This window comes from Psychromonas ingrahamii 37, from assembly GCF_000015285.1.
GTDB lineage: Bacteria > Pseudomonadota > Gammaproteobacteria > Enterobacterales > Psychromonadaceae > Psychromonas > Psychromonas ingrahamii.
Window position 1 is genome coordinate 1,335,687 of the sequence record NC_008709.1, and the last position, 21,204, is coordinate 1,356,890.

General features: G+C 38.0%; 25 protein-coding genes. 14 read left to right on the top strand and 11 right to left on the bottom strand.

The window, feature by feature from the left end; all coding sequences use genetic code 11:
- Window positions 1-687: 687 nt before the first annotated feature.
- From rnm to galU, 4 genes are all read left to right on the top strand, one after another.
- A complete protein-coding gene (gene rnm / locus PING_RS05630; RefSeq protein ID WP_011769463.1) occupies window positions 688-1,563 on the top strand; it encodes an RNase RNM in 876 nt (291 codons plus the stop codon).
- On the top strand, window positions 1,560-2,180 hold the full coding sequence (locus PING_RS05635) for an L-threonylcarbamoyladenylate synthase (protein WP_011769464.1): 621 nt from the start codon (window positions 1,560-1,562) through the stop codon (window positions 2,178-2,180). Before rnm ends, PING_RS05635 begins: the two co-directional genes overlap by 4 nt.
- A gap of 217 nt (window positions 2,181-2,397) precedes the next feature.
- Window positions 2,398-3,279: a 23S rRNA pseudouridine(2605) synthase RluB gene (gene rluB / locus PING_RS05640; protein ID WP_011769465.1), complete on the top strand. Its 882-nt coding sequence runs from the start codon at window positions 2,398-2,400 to the stop codon at window positions 3,277-3,279.
- Between the two features lie 166 nt (window positions 3,280-3,445).
- Entirely contained in the window at window positions 3,446-4,273 is an 828-nt protein-coding gene (galU, locus tag PING_RS05645) for a UTP--glucose-1-phosphate uridylyltransferase GalU (RefSeq protein WP_011769466.1), read from the top strand.
- A gap of 52 nt (window positions 4,274-4,325) precedes the next feature.
- Here the strand turns inward: galU and murQ are convergent, their stop codons facing one another.
- Window positions 4,326-5,225 (bottom strand): N-acetylmuramic acid 6-phosphate etherase, encoded by a 900-nt coding sequence (gene murQ, locus PING_RS05650; RefSeq protein ID WP_011769467.1) that lies wholly within the window; start codon window positions 5,223-5,225, stop codon window positions 4,326-4,328.
- Window positions 5,226-5,430: 205 nt separating this feature from the next.
- On the opposite strand from murQ, the gene PING_RS05655 reads away from it, so the two are divergent.
- Both PING_RS05655 and PING_RS05660 read left to right on the top strand, forming a co-directional pair.
- Window positions 5,431-5,760: a CidA/LrgA family protein gene (locus tag PING_RS05655; protein WP_232279404.1), complete on the top strand. Its 330-nt coding sequence runs from the start codon at window positions 5,431-5,433 to the stop codon at window positions 5,758-5,760.
- 1 nt (window position 5,761) lies between these two features.
- A complete protein-coding gene (locus PING_RS05660) occupies window positions 5,762-6,439 on the top strand; it encodes an LrgB family protein (protein WP_011769469.1) in 678 nt (225 codons plus the stop codon).
- 106 nt (window positions 6,440-6,545) lie between these two features.
- Here PING_RS05660 and purN read toward each other — a convergent pair whose 3' ends face one another.
- Both purN and purM read right to left on the bottom strand, forming a co-directional pair.
- Window positions 6,546-7,208, bottom strand: coding sequence for a phosphoribosylglycinamide formyltransferase (purN, locus tag PING_RS05665; protein WP_011769470.1), 663 nt, complete (start codon window positions 7,206-7,208; stop codon window positions 6,546-6,548).
- Window positions 7,209-7,214: 6 nt separating this feature from the next.
- Complete coding sequence (gene purM / locus PING_RS05670) at window positions 7,215-8,255, bottom strand: phosphoribosylformylglycinamidine cyclo-ligase (protein WP_041766009.1); 1,041 nt, start codon at window positions 8,253-8,255, stop codon at window positions 7,215-7,217.
- 376 nt (window positions 8,256-8,631) lie between these two features.
- Here purM and PING_RS05675 point away from each other — a divergent pair, with 376 nt between their 5' ends.
- Together PING_RS05675 and hda are read left to right on the top strand one after the other, a co-directional pair.
- Entirely contained in the window at window positions 8,632-9,696 is a 1,065-nt protein-coding gene (locus PING_RS05675; protein ID WP_157035307.1) for a DUF2066 domain-containing protein, read from the top strand.
- 12 nt (window positions 9,697-9,708) lie between these two features.
- Window positions 9,709-10,437, top strand: coding sequence for a DnaA inactivator Hda (hda, locus tag PING_RS05680; RefSeq protein ID WP_011769473.1), 729 nt, complete (start codon window positions 9,709-9,711; stop codon window positions 10,435-10,437).
- 60 nt (window positions 10,438-10,497) lie between these two features.
- Here the strand turns inward: hda and PING_RS05685 are convergent, their stop codons facing one another.
- The 5 genes from PING_RS05685 to PING_RS05705 form a co-directional block, all read right to left on the bottom strand.
- Complete coding sequence (locus PING_RS05685; protein WP_041766012.1) at window positions 10,498-10,878, bottom strand: DUF2069 domain-containing protein; 381 nt, start codon at window positions 10,876-10,878, stop codon at window positions 10,498-10,500.
- A 254-nt stretch (window positions 10,879-11,132) separates the two neighbouring features.
- Complete coding sequence (gene arsC / locus PING_RS05690) at window positions 11,133-11,489, bottom strand: arsenate reductase (glutaredoxin) (protein WP_011769475.1); 357 nt, start codon at window positions 11,487-11,489, stop codon at window positions 11,133-11,135.
- A 46-nt stretch (window positions 11,490-11,535) separates the two neighbouring features.
- Window positions 11,536-11,976 (bottom strand): YcgN family cysteine cluster protein, encoded by a 441-nt coding sequence (locus PING_RS05695; RefSeq protein ID WP_011769476.1) that lies wholly within the window; start codon window positions 11,974-11,976, stop codon window positions 11,536-11,538.
- A 67-nt stretch (window positions 11,977-12,043) separates the two neighbouring features.
- Window positions 12,044-13,093, bottom strand: a complete 1,050-nt coding sequence (locus tag PING_RS05700) for a lytic murein transglycosylase (RefSeq protein WP_011769477.1) — start codon at window positions 13,091-13,093, stop codon at window positions 12,044-12,046.
- A complete protein-coding gene (locus PING_RS05705) occupies window positions 13,083-13,379 on the bottom strand; it encodes a YcgL domain-containing protein (protein ID WP_011769478.1) in 297 nt (98 codons plus the stop codon). Before PING_RS05705 ends, PING_RS05700 begins: the two co-directional genes overlap by 11 nt.
- Window positions 13,380-13,500: 121 nt before the next feature.
- Between PING_RS05705 and minC the strand changes: the two genes are divergently transcribed.
- The 3 genes from minC to minE are packed head-to-tail and all read left to right on the top strand — an operon-like array spanning window position 13,501 to window position 15,292.
- Complete coding sequence (minC, locus tag PING_RS05710) at window positions 13,501-14,202, top strand: septum site-determining protein MinC (protein ID WP_011769479.1); 702 nt, start codon at window positions 13,501-13,503, stop codon at window positions 14,200-14,202.
- Window positions 14,203-14,211: 9 nt separating this feature from the next.
- The gene (gene minD, locus PING_RS05715) at window positions 14,212-15,024 is read left to right on the top strand and encodes a septum site-determining protein MinD (protein ID WP_011769480.1); all 813 of its coding nucleotides are present in this window, start codon (window positions 14,212-14,214) and stop codon (window positions 15,022-15,024) included.
- Window position 15,025: 1 nt separating this feature from the next.
- Complete coding sequence (minE, locus tag PING_RS05720; RefSeq protein WP_011769481.1) at window positions 15,026-15,292, top strand: cell division topological specificity factor MinE; 267 nt, start codon at window positions 15,026-15,028, stop codon at window positions 15,290-15,292.
- A gap of 109 nt (window positions 15,293-15,401) precedes the next feature.
- Here minE and PING_RS05725 read toward each other — a convergent pair whose 3' ends face one another.
- The gene (locus PING_RS05725; RefSeq protein WP_011769482.1) at window positions 15,402-15,944 is read right to left on the bottom strand and encodes a peptidylprolyl isomerase; all 543 of its coding nucleotides are present in this window, start codon (window positions 15,942-15,944) and stop codon (window positions 15,402-15,404) included.
- Between the two features lie 24 nt (window positions 15,945-15,968).
- Window positions 15,969-16,562 (bottom strand): YajG family lipoprotein, encoded by a 594-nt coding sequence (locus PING_RS05730; RefSeq protein ID WP_011769483.1) that lies wholly within the window; start codon window positions 16,560-16,562, stop codon window positions 15,969-15,971.
- Window positions 16,563-17,532: 970 nt separating this feature from the next.
- On the opposite strand from PING_RS05730, the gene uvrB reads away from it, so the two are divergent.
- Entirely contained in the window at window positions 17,533-19,545 is a 2,013-nt protein-coding gene (gene uvrB, locus PING_RS05735) for an excinuclease ABC subunit UvrB (RefSeq protein ID WP_011769484.1), read from the top strand.
- Window positions 19,546-19,598: 53 nt separating this feature from the next.
- Here uvrB and PING_RS05740 read toward each other — a convergent pair whose 3' ends face one another.
- Complete coding sequence (locus PING_RS05740) at window positions 19,599-20,183, bottom strand: Maf family protein (RefSeq protein WP_011769485.1); 585 nt, start codon at window positions 20,181-20,183, stop codon at window positions 19,599-19,601.
- A 285-nt stretch (window positions 20,184-20,468) separates the two neighbouring features.
- On the opposite strand from PING_RS05740, the gene yceD reads away from it, so the two are divergent.
- Window positions 20,469-20,990, top strand: coding sequence for a 23S rRNA accumulation protein YceD (gene yceD / locus PING_RS05745; protein WP_011769486.1), 522 nt, complete (start codon window positions 20,469-20,471; stop codon window positions 20,988-20,990).
- Window positions 20,991-21,008: 18 nt separating this feature from the next.
- A complete protein-coding gene (gene rpmF / locus PING_RS05750) occupies window positions 21,009-21,182 on the top strand; it encodes a 50S ribosomal protein L32 (RefSeq protein ID WP_011769487.1) in 174 nt (57 codons plus the stop codon).
- Window positions 21,183-21,204: the final 22 nt, after the last annotated feature.

Here is a 21,204-nt window from a genome sequence, read left to right on the forward strand (position 1 = left end):
ATCCTTTAAAATTATATCTGTTAATGGGTTATGGATTGTGTTCACCACCATCGCCAAGATTGTTTAAGGATTTTATTGGTATTATTCATGTTTTTTCTCAAATATGTGATTAAAAAGCTAATGCCCAAATACAAAAAAAGCCCGCATATTGCGAGCTTAAAATTTAGTTTTTTGGAAAATATACGAATATAAAAAAACCTCATTGCTCGCTTAGGAGAATGAGTGCCACCAATAATCATTAAGAGAAATTGTTGTTAAAATCATATATCATGTGTTCCATAAAGTTATAACAACCATCTTTTGCGATTATGCTATTAATGTCAAGGTGATTTTTAGGATATTATCGTTATTTGGATTTGATTCACATGCGAATTTTTAGGATGTTATCGTTATTTGGATTTGATTCACATGCGAATTTTTAGGATATTATCGTTATTTATATTCAATTTAGATGCGAATTTTTAGGATATTATCGTTATTTAGATTTGTTTCAGATGCGAATTTTTAGAATATTATCTTTATTTAGATTTGTTTCAGATGCGAATTTTTAGGATATCATCGTTATTTGGATTTAATTCACATGTGAATTTTTAGGATATTACCGTTATTTGGATTTGATTCACCTGCGCATTTTTTAGAGATTGATATTAGTGGTTGTTTATTCACGTTCACTCCTTTGGGATATTCATGTTAATTGATCTTCATTCACATACAAAAGCTTCCGATGGGCAGTTAACGCCTACAGAATTGGTTGTACGAGCCGCAAATCGTCAAGTTAACATATTAGCCATTACCGATCACGATACCGTTGATGGGTTAGCTGAGGCGAAGCAAACCATTATTGATAATAAACTTAAGCTCACGCTTATTAATGGTATTGAGCTAACCAGTAACTGGTTAAACCATGAGATACATGTGGTCGGTGTTAATATCGATCCGGCGCATTCAGGGTTAAGCGACCTCATCAAACTGCAAAAAGAAAAACGTGAAGCGCGGGCTGTTGAGATGGGAGCGCGCTTAGCAAAAGCGAAAATACCTGATGTTTACGAAGGCGCAAAGGCATTGGCTGGTGAGGGAGCCATTACGCGGGCACATTTTGCGCGTTATTTAGTTGAGATAGGTGTCGCACCGACCTTCCAAAAGGTATTTGATAAATATTTAAGTCGTGGAAATACCGGTTATGTACCCCATGATTGGGTGGATTTGGAGTGCGCCATAAAGGCTATCCATCAAGCCGGTGGGCAGGCAATCTTAGCACACCCTAATCAATACGGTTTATCAAACAAATGGATACGTCGTTTATTGACTGAATTTAAGCAGTTTAACGGCGATGCAATGGAAGTGGCAATGGGGCAACAATCACCACAAATACGTTTACAGCTTGCAATTTGGAGCAATGAGTATAAGTTGCTCGCTTCACAGGGCAGTGACTTCCATTTTGTTGGTCGTTGGCGGGATCTCGGTAAAGCGCTACATTTACCGGAGACAGCAAACCCCGTTTGGGCTGATTGGCCAAGTTATTTGTCAGCAATGTTAGTATCGAAAGAAGAAAAAATACAATGAGTCAATTTTTTTATGTACACCCTGAAAATCCTCAAGTTCGCATGATTAAGCAAGCGGTAGAGATATTAAAAAAGGGTGGGGTGATTATTTATCCAACGGATTCCGGTTATGCATTAGGTTGCACAATGGACAATAAACACGGTTTGGACAAAATCTGTCAAATTCGGGATTTAAATAAAAAACACAACTTCACTTTGGTGTGCCGCGATCTATCTGAAATAGCGACCTATGCACGTGTGGATAATCATGCCTTCCGTGCGCTTAAAAATAACACACCAGGTGCCTATACTTTTATTTTCAAATCCACTAAAGATTTGCCCAAACGTTTAATGAATCCGACTAAACGCACGATCGGTATTCGTATTCCCAATAATGTAATTGCACTGGCATTATTGGCTGAGTTAGGTGAGCCTTTAATGACCACAAGTTTGATTCTGCCTGGCAATACCAGCACTGAATTTGATCCTGAAGATATTAAAGACAAATTATCCAATCAAGTAGATTTAATTATGACGGGTGGGTATTTAGGTGAATCGCCAACCACTGTGATTGATTTTTCCGATGATGATGTGGTTATCACGCGGATAGGTGCCGGGGATATAACACCCTTTCAATAAAAGTATTATCTCTAAATCACTTAAAGGTGCAGAAGTCTGCATCTTTAAGTCGTTTGGGAATTAAAAACCATAAGTTGTTGCTCAGAAATTATCCCGCAATAACTTATTAAAAAGTAAAAAGTAAAATAGTTTGCCGGCAGCGGGGAATTTTATTGTTTATCTGATAAAAAAACCGCTACTGGTATTGGCATAATGAGAATTACCCAAGGAATATAAAATGAGTGAAAAATTACAAAAAGTATTAGCACGAGCAGGGTTAGGATCTCGTCGTAAAATGGAAGTTGTTATACAGGAAGGGCGTGTCAGTGTAGATGGCAAAGTGGTGGGTTTAGGTGAGCGTGTTACCGACGTACAGGTTATTCGTGTTGATGGGCATATCGTCAAGAATCTAACCCCTGAAAATACAATGTGTCGAATTCTTGCCTATAACAAACCTGAGGGTGAAATTTGTACCCGCAGTGATGAAGAAGGGCGCACAACGGTATTTGAACGCTTACCGAGCTTGAAAGGTGCTCGTTGGATTTCTATCGGACGCTTAGATATTAATACCTCGGGTTTACTGCTGTTTACTACCGACGGTGAATTTGCCAATAAAATGATGCATCCAAGCCAACAAATTGAGCGCGAGTATGCAGTCCGTATATTTGGTGATGTGACCGAGGCGATACTTAATCGCTTACGCATGGGCGTTCAATTAGAGGATGGTGAAGCGAAATTTTTAGACATTAAAGAATCTGGCGGTGAGGGAATTAACCGCTGGTTCCACGTTGTTTTAACCGAAGGTCGTACACGTGAAGTACGCCGTTTATGGGAAAGCCAAGGGCTGCAGGTTAGTCGTTTAATGCGGGTGCGTTACGGTAATATCACCTTAAGTAAGCAATTACCACAGGGTGGTTGGCATGAGCTTAATCTTAAAGAAGTTAACTATTTACGTAAATTAGTCGATATGCCTAAAGAGACTGAGTCAAAAGTAAAGGTAGATGTGACTGAGTCTAAATTTACAAATCCGCAGGCACGTATCCGTCGAGCGGTAAAAAAACATGCTCAGCACCGTAAGGCAGGCGAACGTCGTCGTACTAAGACACGTACGCGCAGTTAATTTTAAACCCAATACTATTTTTAGAAAAAGCAGACTGAGGTCTGCTTTTTTTGTTTGTAATAAATATGTTAATTTGATTATTTATGTTTTTATATTCTAATATTAATGGTAAATTATTTTCACGCACCATCAACTATATTAACTCATTGTATTAAATAGGAATCTCATGATTAAAAAATGTTTATTTCCCGCAGCGGGTTATGGTACCCGTTTTTTACCGGCCACCAAATCAATGCCAAAAGAGATGATGCCGATTGTTAACAAACCGCTTATTGAGTTTGGTGTTGATGAAGCCTTAGAAGCCGGCATGACTAATATGTGTATCGTTACCGGGCGTGGTAAACACTCTTTAATGGATCATTTTGATCTTAATTATGAATTAGAGCATCAAATCAACGGCACACCGAAAGAAGATAAATTAAAAGATATTCGATTAATAATGGATCGGGCAAATTTCACTTATATTCGTCAACGCGAAATGAAAGGTCTGGGCCATGCTATTTTAGTTGGTAAAGAGTTGATTGGTGATGAACCTTTTGCTGTGGTACTTGCTGATGATCTGTGTATCAATCATGCTAATGGTGTTTTAAAACAGATGGTTGATTTGTACAAACAATTCCGTTGCTCAATCGTGGCCGTTGAAGAGGTGCCTGAAGATCAGATACACAAATACGGGGTAATCAAAGGGGAGATGATCAAAGATAATATTTACCGTGTTGATGATATGGTCGAAAAGCCTGCACCCGGCACAGCCCCGAGTAATTTAGCTATTATTGGTCGTTATATATTAACGCCTGATATTTTTGATATTATTGAGGAGACAACTCCCGGTAAAGGTGGCGAAATACAAATTACCGATGCGCTACTGACACAGGCTAAAAGAGGATGCGTGCTGGCTTATAAATTTAAAGGTAAGCGTTTTGATTGTGGTAGTGTACCGGGATATATTGAAGCTACAAATTATGTTTATGATAATATTTACGAAGATAAATAAGCCCTTCAATTCAAGATATACTAATCCTTTGATAGTGGGGGTTAAAACCCCTTTATTTAACGATCGATTGACGGATATAACCGTTATTTTTAGCTAATAATGATTTAGCCTGAGCGGTATTTGTATTGGTTAAGATCATTACAATGGCTGTTTTACAGTGGCCATTACATTGCAGCAAGGCCTTTTCAGCTTCCTCCCGCAGGCAATCGGTTGCTGCAATCACGATCATTTTTTGCCGTTCGACAAGCTTAGCGTTTGTCGCTTGAACATCCACCATTAAATTACCAAAGACTTTACCGGTACGGATCATCGCACCGGTGGTAAGCATGTTTAAAATTAATTTTTGAGCTGTACCGGCTTTTAAACGTGATGAACCCGTCAGCACTTCAGGGCCGACTACGGCACAGATATTAACATCACACTCCTTGGACATCAGACTGTTGGGGTTACAGTTAATAGCGATTACCTGGGCATTAATCGATTTTGCATAGCGCATCGCGCCGATAACATAGGGGGTAGAGCCACTGGCTGCTATGCCCACTAAAATATCGTTTTCATTAAAGTTGATATTTTGTAAATCAGACTGACCCGCTTGCAGATTATCTTCTGCGTTTTCTACAGCTTTTAATATCGCCCGATGACCGCCCGCAATTAAAGCCATTACCTGCTTCGCCGGTGTTCCAAAAGTTGGTGGGCATTCACTGGCATCTAGTATACCCAAACGGCCCGAGGTGCCCGCACCACAATAAATTAGTCGTCCCTTTTTATGAAAAGCTGCACTAATTAAATCAACCGCTTGGGTAATCGAAGGAAGCGCCAATTCCACCGCCAATGCAACTTTTTTGTCTTCTGCATTCATCACTTTAAGCATTTCAAGGGTCGATAGCGTATCAATGTGACTGCTTGCGGGATTGCGGCTCTCGGTCATTAAATTTTCTGGAGGTGCTGACATTTTTATGCTCTTTAATTAATAAGTAGGTGAATTTTTTGATTCAGATAAACAAAGTTATTATCCTTCAATTCAGTCTTTCGATATAATATACAAATCTTCTAAAAATTAATAGATTCAATATAATATGATGAACTTTAACAATCTCTTTTTACAATTAAAAAACGTTAACATATTTGGGAAAATTGTTGATTTTTCAAGAGGTTTTTTGATAATTTTATTATTTTTAAGTGTTGGTAAAATAATCAGTAGTTATCTGCCCTTTGCCTTTCCAGGCAGTATTATCGGGTTGATTTTGCTGTTTTCGGCATTGAATTTGCGACTTATCAAAGTTGAATGGATAATGATGTCTGGCTCCCTGCTGCTAAAGTATATGGCCCTCTTATTTGTCCCTATCGGTGTCGGGTTAATCAATCATTTAGCGCTTATTTTTGACAATTGGTTTGTGATTACATTTTCATTTTTCTTTACAACCTTATTAATTCTTTTATCCGTGGGGCATTTGTACCAGTTTTTAAATAAAAAAGAGGATCTTTAATATGCTGTTCTATCTGGCCCTGCCCTGCACCTTAGTAATATTTTTTGCCAGTAAAGCGTTATACGCAATTAAACCCTGGGCAATATTCCATCCCTTTGTATTATCTGTTTTATCCTTGTTATTACTTCATTATTTTCTTAAATTAGATTATTCACAATATGAGGAGGGGACATCTCTGCTCGTCGCTTTATTAGAGCCGGCCGTTGTGGTTCTTGCATTACCGCTTTATCTACAACTGCACCTTATTAAAGAAAAATTTAATATTATTTTAAGCGCTTGTTTGTTAGCCGTGTTGATAGCTTTTAGTTGTGCGTTATTTCTTATGCCGCTTTTAGGCGCCGATTTGGTGACTGCTGCTTCCTTGGCCGGACAGCATGTTACTACGCCAATCGCGATGGAGATAAGTCGTAGTTTAAATGGGATCCCTTCATTAACGGCTGCGATGGTTGTTTGTGTTGGTATTTTCGGTGGAAGTGTTGGGCTGGCTTTTTATAAATTATGTGGGATTAAAGATAATCAGGCTCAGGGTGTCGCAATGGGGTGTGCAGCACACGCGCTTGGCACAGCTAAAATAATGGAAACAGATAAAGTGGCTGGCGCTTTTGCGTCTATTTCACTTATTATCTGCGCTATTTTATCCGCCATTTTGATGCCTCTGTTATATGCTGTGCTTTTTTAACGAAAAAAAAACCGAAGATTAACTTCGGTTTTCTGAGCTTGTATTATACCCAACTACTTTAAGGTGCAGGAGTCCGGATCTTCAAGTAGTTTGCTTATATATAAAATTAATCAGCAGCATAACCATTAGCAGGCAAGATCAAACCATCTAATAGTGCATGACTATTTACCATACTTAAACGACCGGATAAAAACCATTGTATGGCTAAAGGGTAGATTAAGTGTTCTTGAGTTAATACTCGCTCGGCCAGCTTTTCAGCGCTATCTTCACTGAAAATAGGCACTTTAGCTTGTATCACCGTTGCGCCAGAATCTAATTCTTCTGTCACAAAATGAACGCTTACTCCATGCTCTGAGTCACCTGCATCTATCGCTCTTTGATGCGTATTTGTACCCTGATACTTAGGTAATAAAGAGGGGTGAATATTGAGCATCTTGCCTGGATATTTATCAATAAATTGCGCTGACAATATGCGCATAAAACCCGCCATAACAATCAAGTCGGGTTGATATTGATCAATTTCTTGGCTTAATAAAGCATCATATTGCTCGCGTGAACTAATCCCCTTACTGATAATCGCCTTATGCTTAATACCCGCATTCTGAGCGCGCTGTAAACCATAGGCATCGGCTTTGTTGCTTAACACAGCAACAATTTCGATATGTTGATTGTTAAGCGTTGTATTATGAAGCTTGTCAATAATATTTTGCAGGTTACTACCGTTACCAGAGAGCAGAACGACAATTTTTTTAGTTGCTACAGTTGCCATAATTGTTTAGTTAATCTCGACTTGTGCTTCATCTGCTGCGGCGTCTTCGATATGACCAAGTACCCAGGCATTTTCACCTTGAGCAGTTAATATTTCAACTGCTCTGTCTTTTTCAGCGCTAGGCACAACAATCACTAAACCAACACCACAGTTAAAGGTACGGTACATTTCTTCTGTTTTGACATTGCCATTCTCTTGTAACCAGTTGAAAATCTCAGGCCATACCCAGCTCTTACCATCAACAACCGCTTTGCTTCCGGCGGGTAATGCGCGTGGAATATTTTCCCAGAAACCACCGCCTGTGATATGAGAAATTGCATGCACAGGGCAGTTTTTGATTAATTCAAGCGTTGATTTTACGTAAATTTTAGTGGGTGTTAATAATGTTTCACCCAATGTTGAGTCACCAAAGGGGGCACTGGTATCGGCTTTTGATACTTCTAAAATTTTACGCACTAGAGAGTAACCGTTGGAATGCGGGCCACTTGAACCGACTGCAATAAGCGCATCACCCGCGGCTACTTTCGTTCCGTCAATAACATCTGCTTTTTCAACAACACCCACACAGAATCCAGCGATATCGTAATCGTCACCTTCATACATACCTGGCATTTCGGCAGTTTCACCACCAATAAGCGAACAGTTTGCAAGCTCGCAACCCGCGCCGATACCGGTTACAACGGCAGCAGCAACATCAATATCCAGTTTTCCTGTTGCATAATAATCCAGGAAAAATAACGGTTCAGCACCTTGAACGATAAGATCGTTTACACACATTGCCACTAAATCGATACCGACTGTGTCATGTTTTTTCAGGTCAATTGCCAAACGCAGTTTTGTACCGACACCGTCAGTCCCTGCAACTAATAAAGGCTCTTTATACCCTGTTGGCAGTTGGCATAATGCGCCAAAACCACCCAATCCACCCATTACTTCCGGGCGTTTAGTACGTTTTGCTACACTTTTAATGCGTTCAACTAATGCAGTACCAGCGTCAATATTAACACCCGCGTCTTTATAGCTTAAAGAGGTTTTTTCGTTGCTCACTTGCATTCCTCGCAGAATTAAATTTAAAAGCTATTTCGCTTTTATAGAATTTGATGGATTTAAACAGCAGCATTTTAGCATTTATATGACAAGGATCTAATTATTTATGCATTGAATGGCTTGTTTAAGTCAGTTTTCACGTTTTTTTTAAATCAGGTCCCTCTTTATTAGGATATGACTTAAGATTTAATCACTATTTAATCCATATAGTATCTTATTTTTGTTTCTGTTACTTTCTTTGCCTAATATTTTCAAGATAATTTCTATCATAGCTGGTACTTATCTGTGTAATTGCTATTAAATCTAATTATCAACTTGCAATAGAATTATATCTGCTTATGATCACGTTATTGTTGCTTGAATGGTAGTTATATTAATGAAACCAATATTTGTTGTGCGTAATTTTATTGTCCTATTTATTTCGTTCATCTCTTTCACGTCTTGCGTGTTAGCCAACCAGTTTGAAAACCTTTATCAGGGAAATATTATTGTAGAGAACCAGAGTGAACAGCAGTTAAAGGAGCTGGCATTACAGCAAGTATTAATTAAAGTGTCAGGCAACTCGCAGGTCAATATACTGGATGAAAGCCAACAATTATTGACAAAAACACAAAGTCTATTATCTCAATTTGGTTATCGTAATATTGAAGATAATCGCTATTTTATGGCGGTGTTTGATCCCAGTAAAATAAATCAGGCATTAAAAGAGATGCGCCAGCCTGTTTGGGGTGAAACTCGGCCCCGGACATTAGTTTGGTTAATTGTCGATAGTGACAGTGAACGTAAACTTATTTCAGATACTATGATTAACAGTGATCAGGATGATGTGCTTTCTTTCGTACTTAAAAGTACACAGCAGGAGCGCGGTATTAGCTTACACTTTCCGCTAATGGATCTTGATGATAATTTGGCGGTCTCTCTCTTCGATATTTCTGGGCGGTTTTTTGATCAGATAGCAAAGGCTTCTGAGCGTTATGATGCCAGCCTGTTTATTGTTGCTAATTTAAAACAAAAAGATGAAAAAACATGGGATTTGCAGTGGGAATTAGTTTATAACACCCCACAATCAAAGAAAAATGAAATAGTTGCATCGGAGCAATTACATGGTGAAAAAAGTGTTATTTTAACCAGTATGACCAACAAGATTGCTGATTATTATGCTGACCAATATGCAATATTAGCAACGGATACTGAGAAATTTTCGCAAAGTATTTACATCAGCGGGATCAGTTCATTGCAACAGCATGAAAAATTAAATCAAGTACTATCAGGTATTCTGGCAATTGCATCCTATGAAGTCGTCAGCGTTGATGTGAAGCAGGTAAAGGTCAATGTGAAGGTCAATGGTGGCATTAATAGTTTTGAAAATGCACTTAATATACAAACTAACTTACAATTAGATGCTTCTCAAAGTGAACGTTTTCACTTTAACTGGCGTTAATTAGGGAACTTCATGCCGCAGGATGAATTACGTTTTCAATATCCTTTATTAGCACTTAAATTTCCTGATGATGAAACCTTTGCAAGTTTTTATCCTGGTCAAAATTACAGTGTATTAACACAATTAAAAAATAGTGTTGTGGGTCTGGGTGAGCCGGTCTTATATATGTGGGGAGAATCTGGTAGCGGTCGTTCTCATTTATTACATGCTTTATGTTCAGAAGTCGATGAGCGTGGCGACAGTGTTGCCTATATTCCACTGCGACATTACCAGAGTATGACGTTAGATATTTTTGAAAATATGGAACAGGTAACGCTTGTCTGCATCGATGATATTGAGGAAATCGCCGGTGATGAAAAATGGGAAAAAGCACTTTTTGATTTTTATAATCGCTGGTCCGATAATAAAGAAAATCGTTCATCGGGTGCCAGTTTAGTGTTTTGCGCAAATCATTTACCTAAGCAACTTGGTCTAAAACTTAATGATCTTGTTTCACGACTTGAATGGGGGGCTTGTTACCATTTAACCCCGCTTAATGAAGAAGACAAGCTAGGTGCTCTGCAATTACGTGCTCAATTAAAGGGCATGAAGTTGCCTGTAGATGTTGGGCGTTTTTTATTAAATCGTCTATCACGGGATATGAATACGTTATTGGACACGCTTGATCAATTAGATAATGCATCGCTAGAAGCTAAGCGTAAATTAACGATTCCCTTTGTCAAAGAGGTATTAGTCTTATAAAGCTTGGGGATAAAGCACTTCAAGATGCAGCATCTTGAAGTGAGGGAAGTTGACTCTTTTCTAGTGACTCTTTTTCTTACGAATGCTTAAGCCTAATTCACGACCCCTGTATTTTGCAAAATAGATATTTCCCGTTAAGAAAAACCCAGCTAGCAATAATTCTATACTCGCCAATATTAATTCACCTGGTTCATTCATTAAGATAACAATGCTGTGCATTAAATATAATAATGCCAGAAAACCAGACCATGCATAGGTATAAGGGTTATTCTGTAAAATACCCATTAAGGGAAATAACAGGGGAATAAACCAGATACAGGTAACTAGCCAGGGGTTTATATTTAACGAAGGTGGAGATAACCACAAATGCCAAACAGGAATGAGCAATAGTAATCCAAAATATCCAGTTTTGGCAAGCAATTGATAGTGTCGGGTTTGCATAAAATTCAACTTATTAAAAGAGTTTTATATGATAACGCTTAGTTAATCGCACCATGTAAAACAGCCAAAGCAGTGTCGGTTTTGACCGTATAAGACACAACTTATTAAAAATGATAACGCTTAGTTAATCGAGCGATGTAAAACAGCCAAAGCAGTTTTGGCTTTGACCGCATAAGGCACAACTTATTAAAAATGATAATCCTTGTTGATACCTTTATAGCCAAAGCCGTGCGGGTTTGACGTTAAGCGAGCGATTAAAGGATTGTTAATACCGACTCGGGAGGGCGACCAATGATCGCTTTTCCATTCGCTAATACAATCGGGCGTTCAATTAATTTAGGATTTTCCACCATCGCTTGTAATAACAATTGCTCATTGTTTTGATCTTTGAGCTTTAAGGTTTTATACAAATCTTCATTGCAGCGCATCAGTTGACGAGCAGAGTCAAAATCTAATCGATTAATGATGTCTTGCAGTTGTTCAACCGTTGGCGGTGTTTCAAGGTACTTTATTACCTTTATGTTATCGTTATCGCTATGCTCTTTCAGTAGTGCCAGCGTTGTGCGACTTTTAGAGCAAATTGGGTTGTGATAAATAATAATGCCAGTCATCTTTTTCCCTTACGAATTAGTTTGTTATATTTTTTACAAGAGATAATTATTCGGCGGGCCAAATAGCAATATAATCTCCCAGTTTGTCAGGGTCGATGGTTTTTTCTGATATGATTTTTCCCCGCACTGAAAAACCTCCTTTATGCATCGCTGATTTACTGCCTGTAATTAACGGATGCCATTCTGGTATCGGCTTTCCTTCCGCTAAGCGTCGGTATGCGCAGCTTGATGGTAACCAATGAAACTGCTGAATGTCATCCAGCGATACTTTTACACAATCGTTGACCAGTTTAAAGCGCTGATCGTATTTGCGACATTGACATGATTTTGTATGTAATAGGTGACAAGAAACATTAGTAAAATGTAACTCTTCTGTTTCATCATCTATTAATTTGTTTAAGCAGCATTTACCACAACCATCACACAGAGACTCCCATTCTGTGTCTGACATTCTCGATAGTGTTTTATATTCCCAGAATTTATTCATATTTCTCTTATTTATTAAATTGGATCTGCACTCTATTATTGGATCATTTTTGTTCACCAAATAGTGATCACTTCTCTGTTACAACGATACGCGGCTCATTAATACGCTCGGACAGATAACTCACTGCCGTGGCAAAATAGTATGAACGATTCCAGTGCATTAAAACATGGTAGTTATTGTATGCAAGATAGATTCGGCCATCTTTGTCATCGGGGATAACGATAGAAGCATTAATATCAACTTTGGGTAAAGCACTTCCGTCATAACGTCGGACACCTAAATCTTGCCATTCCTGAAGTGATTTCTTCTGCTTGCTTTCGGACAATTGAAGATCAAAATTATCGGGTAATAAGACTTGTCGTCCCCAAGTCTCATTGTTATTCCAACCCTCTGTTTTCAGGTAATTTGCAGCAGAAGCAAAGATATCGGCATTAGTATTCCAAATGTCTTTTTTACCATCACCGTCATAATCAACCGCATAGTTTAGATAAGAAGTGGGCATAAATTGTACTTGCCCCATTGCACCAGCCCATGAACCGATAAAATCTTCAGGGTCTACGTGTCCTTGCTGCAAGATAATTAATGCTGCGAATAACTGCTTTTTGAATAATGCCTCACGGCGACCTTCGTAGGCCATGGTTGTTAAAGAGGAGATAATATAATGGTTGCCGGTAAAACGGCCAAAATTTGTTTCAATACCCCATAATGCGACAATAAATCGCGGCTGAACACCGTATGCATTGCCTATTTCATGCAGCAGCTGGTAATGTTCTTGATAAGCTTTCCGTGCTTGTTTTACTTTCCACTCGGGCACGGCTCTTGGTATATAAGTATCAAGCGTTAATTTAAATTCGGGTTGTTCTTTATCGGATTTAACACTGCGCTGTAAAAACTCAACGTTAGCAAATGCATTTTCGATAACATCGGGATCAATTCCATTTTCTTTGGCTTCAATTTTGATCTGTTCTACATACTCAGCAAATGGTATTTTTTGCAGGGTTTCATTATCATTAACTTTACCTGCATTAGCCAGCTGGCTAAATAGTAAGCTGCTGAAAAAAGTCATAAAAAGCATTTTCATTGGTGATGATAAAGTGAAATTTTTATCAGATTTCATTTTTATTCTCCTGCCGTTTTTTTTTCCAGTCTTTGTGTTCTTGCAGATGATTAACCGGGGGAGGAGGAAGTTGCAGATAATAACCATTATTTTTCACTGCAGAGAGTACTTTCTCAGCCTCTGCCATAGCAAATTTTGTCTGCAAAGTAATATTTAATAAAGAGACCAACTGCGGCGGACCAAATTGTGCCAGTAGTGGTTCCGGTACTGAAGAGAAATCATCACGTTTTGCAATAAACAGATAAGTCTGCGATTTTCGAATACTTTTATATACAGCACATAACATACTAATGTAGTCCTTGACTTGCCTATTTAATTGGCAAACTATAACATGCATCAGTATATTTTTTTAAAAAATATACTGTATTTTAAGTCAAATAATAATGATAATCATGGATAGGATGAGTATGACCTTAAAATCATCAAATTTTACTCTTCTAGTAGTGAATCTTGAAAGAGAAAACCTGACTACTTTGACGGAAGAACTTCACAAAAAAAGTATTACAGCACCGGATTTTTTTAAAAATGCACCAGTGGTGGTCAATATCGAAGATACAGAACTTAAAATAGACTATGCTAATCTGAAACACAGCATAAATGAAGAAGGTTTTATTTTAGTCGGTATTTCAGGTGACTTATCTGGTGAGCAAAAAGAGCTGATCAGCGCGCAGCATATCGCCATATTGAGAAGTTCTCTGCGCCAATCTAAAAAAATGACAAGTGCTATATCGGCAGCGGTCAAGCCGAGTGATGTACCGCATTCGGAAAATGCGCTTAAAACAAAAATTTATACTGGACGAGTTCGCTCTGGACAACAGATTTATGCTAAAAAAACCGATCTTGTGATCAATGGTGATGTTGGCGCCGGAGCTGAAGTTATCGCCGATGGTAATATTCATATTTATGGTAGATTAAGTGGTAAAGCGTTAGCCGGTGCAAGGGGTGATAAAAGTGCCTGTATTTTTTGTCAAGCACTAAAACCAGAGTTGCTTTCGATCGCTGGAATTTACAAATTAAGCGATGATTTAGCAAATGATTATGTCACTAAAAGTTGTATGGTCTCATTACACAATGAACAAATTGTATTGAGCAAATTAGATCAGGTTTAAGGAATAATAATGACGAAAGTAATTGTCGTAACATCAGGAAAAGGTGGTGTCGGTAAAACAACAAGCAGTGCTGCAATTGGTAGCGGGCTTGCAATGACGGGAGCAAAAACCGTTATTATTGATTTCGATATTGGGCTGCGTAATCTGGATTTGATTATGGGCTGCGAACGTCGAGTTGTTTACGATTTTATTAATGTGATAAACGGAGAAGCAAACCTTCAGCAGGCATTAGTTAAAGATAAACGAATTCATGATCTTTATATCTTACCCGCTTCGCAAACCCGCAATAAAGATGCATTAACCAAAGAGGGAGTTGCGAATGTCATCAATACACTAAAAGCGGACGGATTTGAGTACATTATTTGTGATTCACCTGCAGGGATTGAGCAGGGGGCTATGATGGCACTTTATTTTGCAGATGAAGCTATCGTTACAACCAATCCTGAAGTTTCATCGGTGCGAGACTCAGATCGCATCACTGGAATGTTATCCAGTAAATCTTACCGGTCAGAACAACAACTTGACCCTGTAAAAGTACATCTTTTAGTTACCCGTTATTGCCCAGAACGCGTTCAGCGAGAAGAGATGCTCAGTATCGAAGATATTAATGATTTATTAGGCCTTGAATTATTGGGTGTTATTCCTGAATCCAAAGACGTGTTAAGCGCTTCAAATTTAGGTGAACCTATTATCCTTAATAAAGATAGCGATGCAGGAAAAGCGTACCAAGATGCAGTAGATCGTTTACAAGGGATTGAACGTGAGCTTCGTTTTGTCAACTATGAGAAAAAAAGTTTTTTAAGCCGTATGTTTGGAGGTTAGTGTGGGATTGTTAGGATATTTCAGAAGTGATATACCAAAAAAAAGCAGTGCAAAATTAGCGAAAGATCGTTTGCAAATTATCGTTGCGCACGAGCATTCAAATGCAGTGTGCCCGGCATATTTACCTGAAATGCAAAATGAAATTATTGAGGTGATTCGAAAATTTATGAAGATATCAAATGATGATGTTAAATGTGAATTTTCAGATAATGCCGAAGATGACATGTCTGTATTAGAAGTGAATATCACCTTACCTAAAAACAGATAATTTTTAAATGTCCATTATACTAAACTAGCAGGGAGTTAGTTTGCTAACTCCCTGCTTTGAGTATAAAAAATTTCCAATCAGCACTTACTTAAGTGCTGATTCTTTATACTTATTTTTTACCTGCTGAGATGCGATTAATAATAACAGTCTGAATGGGTTTATCGCCAGCGCCTGTCTTGACCATTGCTATTTTATCGACAACCTCCATCCCTTTAATCACTTTGCCGAATACACTGTAACCCCAGCGTTCATCTTGTGCATCTAAAAAATGATTATCATTGTGATTAATAAAAAATTGGCGAGTGGCAGAATGCGGATTGTTGGTTCTTGCCATGGCAATGGTGCCGCGTTTGTTGCTTAAACCATTGCGGGATTCATTCTCTATTGCTGCAAAAGTGACCGCTTTTTTTCCAGACACCTCAAAACCTCCTCCCTGGATCATAAAATTATTAATAATACGGTGGAAGGTAGTTTGCTTAAAACCATCTGTTTGTACATATTTTAAAAAATTGTCCACTGTTTTGGGGGCTAGTGTTGGATACAATTCAATAATAATGGGGCCTTGGGATGTTTCCATTAAAACAGTTGGATTTTCGTCTGAAAATACAGAGAAGCTAAGAAAGAGCAGAAAAATAGATATTAAGTGTTTCATGGTGTTTCCTTGTATTGATATAAATTAGAATTTTTGCAGCTTGGTATTAAGTTCTGGATCTATCACTATTTCAGTTAACAATAGTGATAACTGCTTATTAAGTTGTGCGCTTATTTTTACACCATCGGCATTAAGGGGAGCTTCTGACACTGTGTGTGAATTAAATGTTTTGCTGAATGTTTTGTTATTCGATTTAAGTTGGATTTTTATAACCACCTCAGAATTTATTTTATGCTTATAGGTGGACTGTTTGACTTTTGCGAGTAATTTAATGAGCTGAACATCTATTTTGTAATCATTGTTAGGAGAAAGGTTTAATCCCTGAGCCACCCATTGTTCATTTAAAGTTTGCTGAATAATCAGACGACTACTGTTTGATTCATTGACCAGTGTTGCAAGGCCGTCACCTGCGCTTATTTCAATTAAATAGTGCGCAATACGTCGATCTTGACTGCTCAGTGACCAAGTGATATTGCTATTAATCGCGGGTATATTTTTTTCAGTGGAAATTTTAGGTTGAATCTGAATGGTATTTGGGACATTGCTGCAAGAAAATAAAAAAAAGGCCGCTGATACTAATGTGAAAAAACGGATTTTTTTAGACCATGTGTGAATCATAACGGATATTCCTACTGGTGAATAAAAGTGAAATAAAGATGATAGCAAATCAGTTTAATTTATGCTGTTTTTAAATAAAAAAGCGAACTGTTTTTTGAATAGTTTGTATCTTAATTGTTAAAATAAGGTGTTTAAAATAAGGTGTTTAAAATATAGATTAAGATCTATTTTATGTCATTAGGTGTTATTTATTAGCCAGCCTTATTGTTATTGAGTATTTTATGTTTTTTTTTAAATACCGCAAAATATTTAAAGATCGTTTATTTGAGATCTTTTTTCTTTACTTGATTTGGTACTACAAGCCTTATGGTCTCTCGCTTTAGAATGGTTATCCACTTTTTCTGTGGATAACTCTGTGGGGAAATTTGTAAAAGCAGCCTGTAGGCCTTATCATTACTTGGTTTTTATTACATTGCAGTAAAAACGAACAAAATAAATTATATAATAAAAACAATGAGTTGAAAATGTCAAATGCATTGTTAGTGGGGCGTTTCGTCATAAGTTAATAAAAATTGAATTGTTATAAAGTCAATATTTAAATGTTAATTATTATTACTTAAAAATAAAAAAATGATTGACATACAAAGAAAGTAATTGATTTTATTCTTGATTATTTAAACGCGATATCTATCCTGTTTACATTAAAAGTTCTCTCAGATAATACTTTTATGGATCTGTTATCTATTTTATTTGCTTATTTAAAATAGCCAAAAATCGCTAAAACAGCCCATATGCCAAACAGATAAGTGACTAAAAAGCAGGGTAGGCAATGTTTTTTTTTGCTAAAGCATCATTTTCACTGTTTTTTTGTTTTAGCCATGCCCCCCTTTTCTACAGGCAACGTAAGCTGGAGTAATCAGTATCTTGGTTGGCATTGATACAGACTGAATTTTTAAACTGTTATTAACTATTTTGCTGTGGTCTATTATGGGGTAATATTAAGATATTTAGGTTAAGTAAGAGGTGATAGATGGATAAACGCTTTCAACTTGTTTCTCAATTCTCACCTGCCGGTGACCAACCCCAAGCCATTGAACAATTAATTAATGGTCTTAAGTCTGGTCTCGCTTTTCAGACATTGCTGGGTGTGACGGGATCGGGTAAAACATTTACCTTAGCGAATGCGATTGCAAAGCTTAACCGTCCGACCTTAATTCTTGCGCCCAATAAAACACTTGCTGCACAGTTATACGGTGAAATGAAAGAATTTTTTCCCAATAACGCCGTCGAATATTTTGTTTCCTATTATGATTATTATCAGCCTGAAGCCTATGTACCCAGTTCAGATTCTTTTATCGAAAAAGATGCGGCTATTAACGCGCATATTGAACAGATGCGCCTTTCTGCGACCAAAGCGCTCTTAGAACGTAAAGATGTCGTCTTAGTGGCTTCCGTCTCAGCAATCTATGGTTTGGGTGATCCAACCGCTTATTTGCAAATGATGCTGCACCTCACTGTCGGGGAGATAATATCAAGCCGTGAGATACTGCAGCGTTTAGTCGATTTACAATATAACCGTAATGAAACCGAGCTAAGTCGCGGTACCTTTCGCGTACGTGGTGAAGTGATTGATATCTTTCCTGCAGATTCGGAAAAAGAAGCCTTACGAATTGAGTTGTTTGATGATGAGGTCGAGCAAATTTCAGTGTTTGATCCGCTTACCGGCCAAGGAATAGATAAGCTTGCGCGTGTGACCGTTTACCCTAAGACCCATTATGTTACTCCGCGAGAGCAAATCCTTAAAGCCGTCGACGCGATTAAAGTAGAGCTTAATGAGCGTAAAAAAGAGTTTCTTGAGCAGAATAAACTGCTTGAAGAGCAGCGCATCTCGCAGCGTACTCTGTACGATATTGAGATGATGAATGAACTTGGGTATTGCTCTGGTATAGAAAACTACTCAAGGTACCTCTCGGGGCGCAGCGAGGGCCAAGCACCTCCTACTTTGTTTGATTATCTGCCTAAAGATGCTTTATTAATTATCGATGAAAGCCATGTCACCGTGCCGCAAATTGGTGCCATGTATAAAGGAGACCGTTCTCGTAAAGAAAACCTGGTTAATTATGGCTTTAGGTTACCTTCTGCCCTGGACAACCGGCCCTTGAAATTTGCAGAGTTTGAAAAAATAGCACCACAAACTATTTATGTTTCAGCCACCCCCAGCGATTATGAAATTAATAAATCTCAAGGTGAGATCATACGTCAGGTTATACGTCCTACCGGTTTACTGGATCCTGTTATAGAAGTTCGCCCGGTGACAACGCAGGTTGATGATCTGCTCTCAGAGATTAATATCCGTTTACCCTTAAAAGAACGTGTCTTAGTGACGACGTTAACCAAGCGAATGGCGGAGGATTTGACTGATTATTTGCACGAGCACGGTATTAAAGCCCGTTATCTTCACTCCGATGTTAATACGGTTGAACGTGTTGAGATAATCAGAGATTTACGCTTAGGTATTTTTGACGTGTTAATTGGCATTAACTTGTTACGCGAAGGCCTGGATATTCCAGAAGTTTCTTTGGTGGCTATTTTAGATGCCGATAAAGAGGGCTTTCTGCGATCCGAACGTTCACTTATTCAAACCATGGGACGTGCCGCCCGTAATTTAAATGGTAAAGCCATTTTATATGCCGCTCGTATTACAGGCTCTATGCAAAAAGCGATCAAAGTAACCGAAGATCGGCGTGAATTACAAAATAAATTTAATATTGAAAATGGCATTATTCCGCAAGGTTTGTCGAAACAAGTTAACGATGTAATGCAGTTGGGGCAAAAAAACCTTAAAAAAGGTAATTTAAAACAGGGTAAGGTTGCTGAATATAAAGCAAATTACCAGATACATAGCGAACAAGATATTCTTAAACAGATAGCATTATCAGAAAAACAGATGTTTGCCTGTGCTAAAAATTTAGAGTTTGAAAAAGCGGCTTTATTTCGAGATGAGGTGACTAAGTTACACGAGCAGTTAGTAAGTATAGGATAATATCCTAAACGTTTAAGGATTAAAAATAGTTAAACGTTTAGGGTAAAAAGGACTTAACCTAGCACGGGAAAATTCTCTTTTTCCAACATGTTAATTAATGATATAAGGGGTAATCCAATCAGGCTGTTTGGATCTTTTCCTTCTAATGATTCAAAAAGAGCAATGCCAAAACCTTCACTTTTAAAGCTGCCGGCACAATTGAAAGGTTGTTCTTTTTCCAGATAATGGTTGATCATTTGATCACTTAATGCTCGGAACTGTACCACATAAGGCTCAACCAGTGATTGCACAGTACCTGTTTGAGTATTAAGCAATGCAAGGCCAGTGTAAAAAGTTATACGCTTCCCACTGGCGGCTTTTAATTGCGCAAAGGCATTAGCGATATTACCGGGTTTACCAAGAATTTGCCCTTGATTCACACAGACTTGATCAGATCCAATGATTAATGCGTCAGTAAATTCAGGCGCAATGGCTTGTGCTTTGGCTATTGCTAAACGTTCAACCAGTGCAGTGGCCGTCTCTTCAGGCAGCGGTGTTTCATCAACATCAGGTTTTGCCGTATCAAATACCAGATTGAGCTTATCTAATAATTCTTTCCGAAAAGGCGAGGTGGAAGCTAAGATCAGTTTCTGAGACATATAATGCTCTCTGTTAAAATTTAAGGTTAACGCATTTTATGGCGAGACAAATAATAAAGCGATAGTTTAGCTTAAAAAATATTTTATATGAATGACGAATTTATTCAGCTGATAAATATTTATAGGTGGAACGGGATAAGTTTTTATCTGCTGCTAACGCTTTATAGAGCACAAATTTCTCGATTCTAAAGCTTAAAAAATATTTAAGCTTTAGAATCGAGAAATTTAAGAAAAAGAGCGCTTTTTCTTTGACTATCTTGACAGCAATCTATAGTATTCGCGGCCATGCAAAACGTTAAATTACCGATAATGGTTGATCCTGTTAGAGCTGCACAAAATCAGTTGGAGTTAGACGCTATAATTCCAAAAGCGCTTTTGAGCAGATTAGCAGAGTCAACAATCAGTATTCAGTCTGATATCAAGACTGCTTTTTCATTTGATATTGATAAGCAAAAGCTAAGAATATTTAATGGTAAAGCCAGTGTTGCAGTAGAGCTTATTTGTCAACGGTGCAATGAGCCTATGATTTATCAGTGTGAAGCTGAATTTAAATACTGTCCTGTTCATAACCAAGAACAGGAAAATAATTTACCTGACGCCTACGAAGCCATTTATTATGATGAAAATGGTGAGGTGAATCTTCATCAAGTTGTAGAAGATGAACTGATAGTGACTCTTCCGCAAATTGCAAAACATGCAATTGAAGAATGTCAGCAAAGTAAGTTTGAACTTACCTTTGGTGAAGTTGATGAAGAGAAACAGCGTCCCAACCCATTTGATGCTCTAGCTCAATTAAAGCACAAGTAACCAGTAGGAATTTTTAACATGGCTGTACAAAAAAGTCGTAAAACTCGTTCAAAACGTGGCATGCGTCGTTCACATGATGCACTCACTGCGCCAGCGCAACTTTCTGTTGATGCAACTTCTGGTGAAACTCACCGTCGTCATCATATGACTGCTGATGGTTTCTATCGTGGCAAAAAAGTGATCGAACTGTAAGCAATTACAAAGTGATCCAACA

Bases quoted from the DNA above. Each gene is read 5' to 3' on its own strand.
- rnm (WP_011769463.1), top strand. From the start codon at position 688: ATGTTAATTGATCTTCATTCACATACAAAAGCTTCCGATGGGCAGTTA.
- PING_RS05635 (WP_011769464.1), top strand. From the start codon at position 1,560: ATGAGTCAATTTTTTTATGTACACCCTGAAAATCCTCAAGTTCGCATG.
- rluB (WP_011769465.1), top strand. From the start codon at position 2,398: ATGAGTGAAAAATTACAAAAAGTATTAGCACGAGCAGGGTTAGGATCT.
- galU (WP_011769466.1), top strand. From the start codon at position 3,446: ATGATTAAAAAATGTTTATTTCCCGCAGCGGGTTATGGTACCCGTTTT.
- murQ (WP_011769467.1), bottom strand. From the start codon at position 5,225: ATGTCAGCACCTCCAGAAAATTTAATGACCGAGAGCCGCAATCCCGCA.
- PING_RS05660 (WP_011769469.1), top strand. From the start codon at position 5,762: ATGCTGTTCTATCTGGCCCTGCCCTGCACCTTAGTAATATTTTTTGCC.
- purN (WP_011769470.1), bottom strand. From the start codon at position 7,208: ATGGCAACTGTAGCAACTAAAAAAATTGTCGTTCTGCTCTCTGGTAAC.
- PING_RS05675 (WP_157035307.1), top strand. From the start codon at position 8,632: ATGAAACCAATATTTGTTGTGCGTAATTTTATTGTCCTATTTATTTCG.
- hda (WP_011769473.1), top strand. From the start codon at position 9,709: ATGCCGCAGGATGAATTACGTTTTCAATATCCTTTATTAGCACTTAAA.
- PING_RS05685 (WP_041766012.1), bottom strand. From the start codon at position 10,878: ATGCAAACCCGACACTATCAATTGCTTGCCAAAACTGGATATTTTGGA.
- arsC (WP_011769475.1), bottom strand. From the start codon at position 11,489: ATGACTGGCATTATTATTTATCACAACCCAATTTGCTCTAAAAGTCGC.
- PING_RS05695 (WP_011769476.1), bottom strand. From the start codon at position 11,976: ATGAATAAATTCTGGGAATATAAAACACTATCGAGAATGTCAGACACA.
- PING_RS05700 (WP_011769477.1), bottom strand. From the start codon at position 13,093: ATGAAATCTGATAAAAATTTCACTTTATCATCACCAATGAAAATGCTT.
- PING_RS05705 (WP_011769478.1), bottom strand. From the start codon at position 13,379: ATGTTATGTGCTGTATATAAAAGTATTCGAAAATCGCAGACTTATCTG.
- minC (WP_011769479.1), top strand. From the start codon at position 13,501: ATGACCTTAAAATCATCAAATTTTACTCTTCTAGTAGTGAATCTTGAA.
- minD (WP_011769480.1), top strand. From the start codon at position 14,212: ATGACGAAAGTAATTGTCGTAACATCAGGAAAAGGTGGTGTCGGTAAA.
- PING_RS05725 (WP_011769482.1), bottom strand. From the start codon at position 15,944: ATGAAACACTTAATATCTATTTTTCTGCTCTTTCTTAGCTTCTCTGTA.
- PING_RS05730 (WP_011769483.1), bottom strand. From the start codon at position 16,562: ATGATTCACACATGGTCTAAAAAAATCCGTTTTTTCACATTAGTATCA.
- uvrB (WP_011769484.1), top strand. From the start codon at position 17,533: ATGGATAAACGCTTTCAACTTGTTTCTCAATTCTCACCTGCCGGTGAC.
- PING_RS05740 (WP_011769485.1), bottom strand. From the start codon at position 20,183: ATGTCTCAGAAACTGATCTTAGCTTCCACCTCGCCTTTTCGGAAAGAA.
- yceD (WP_011769486.1), top strand. From the start codon at position 20,469: ATGCAAAACGTTAAATTACCGATAATGGTTGATCCTGTTAGAGCTGCA.
- rpmF (WP_011769487.1), top strand. From the start codon at position 21,009: ATGGCTGTACAAAAAAGTCGTAAAACTCGTTCAAAACGTGGCATGCGT.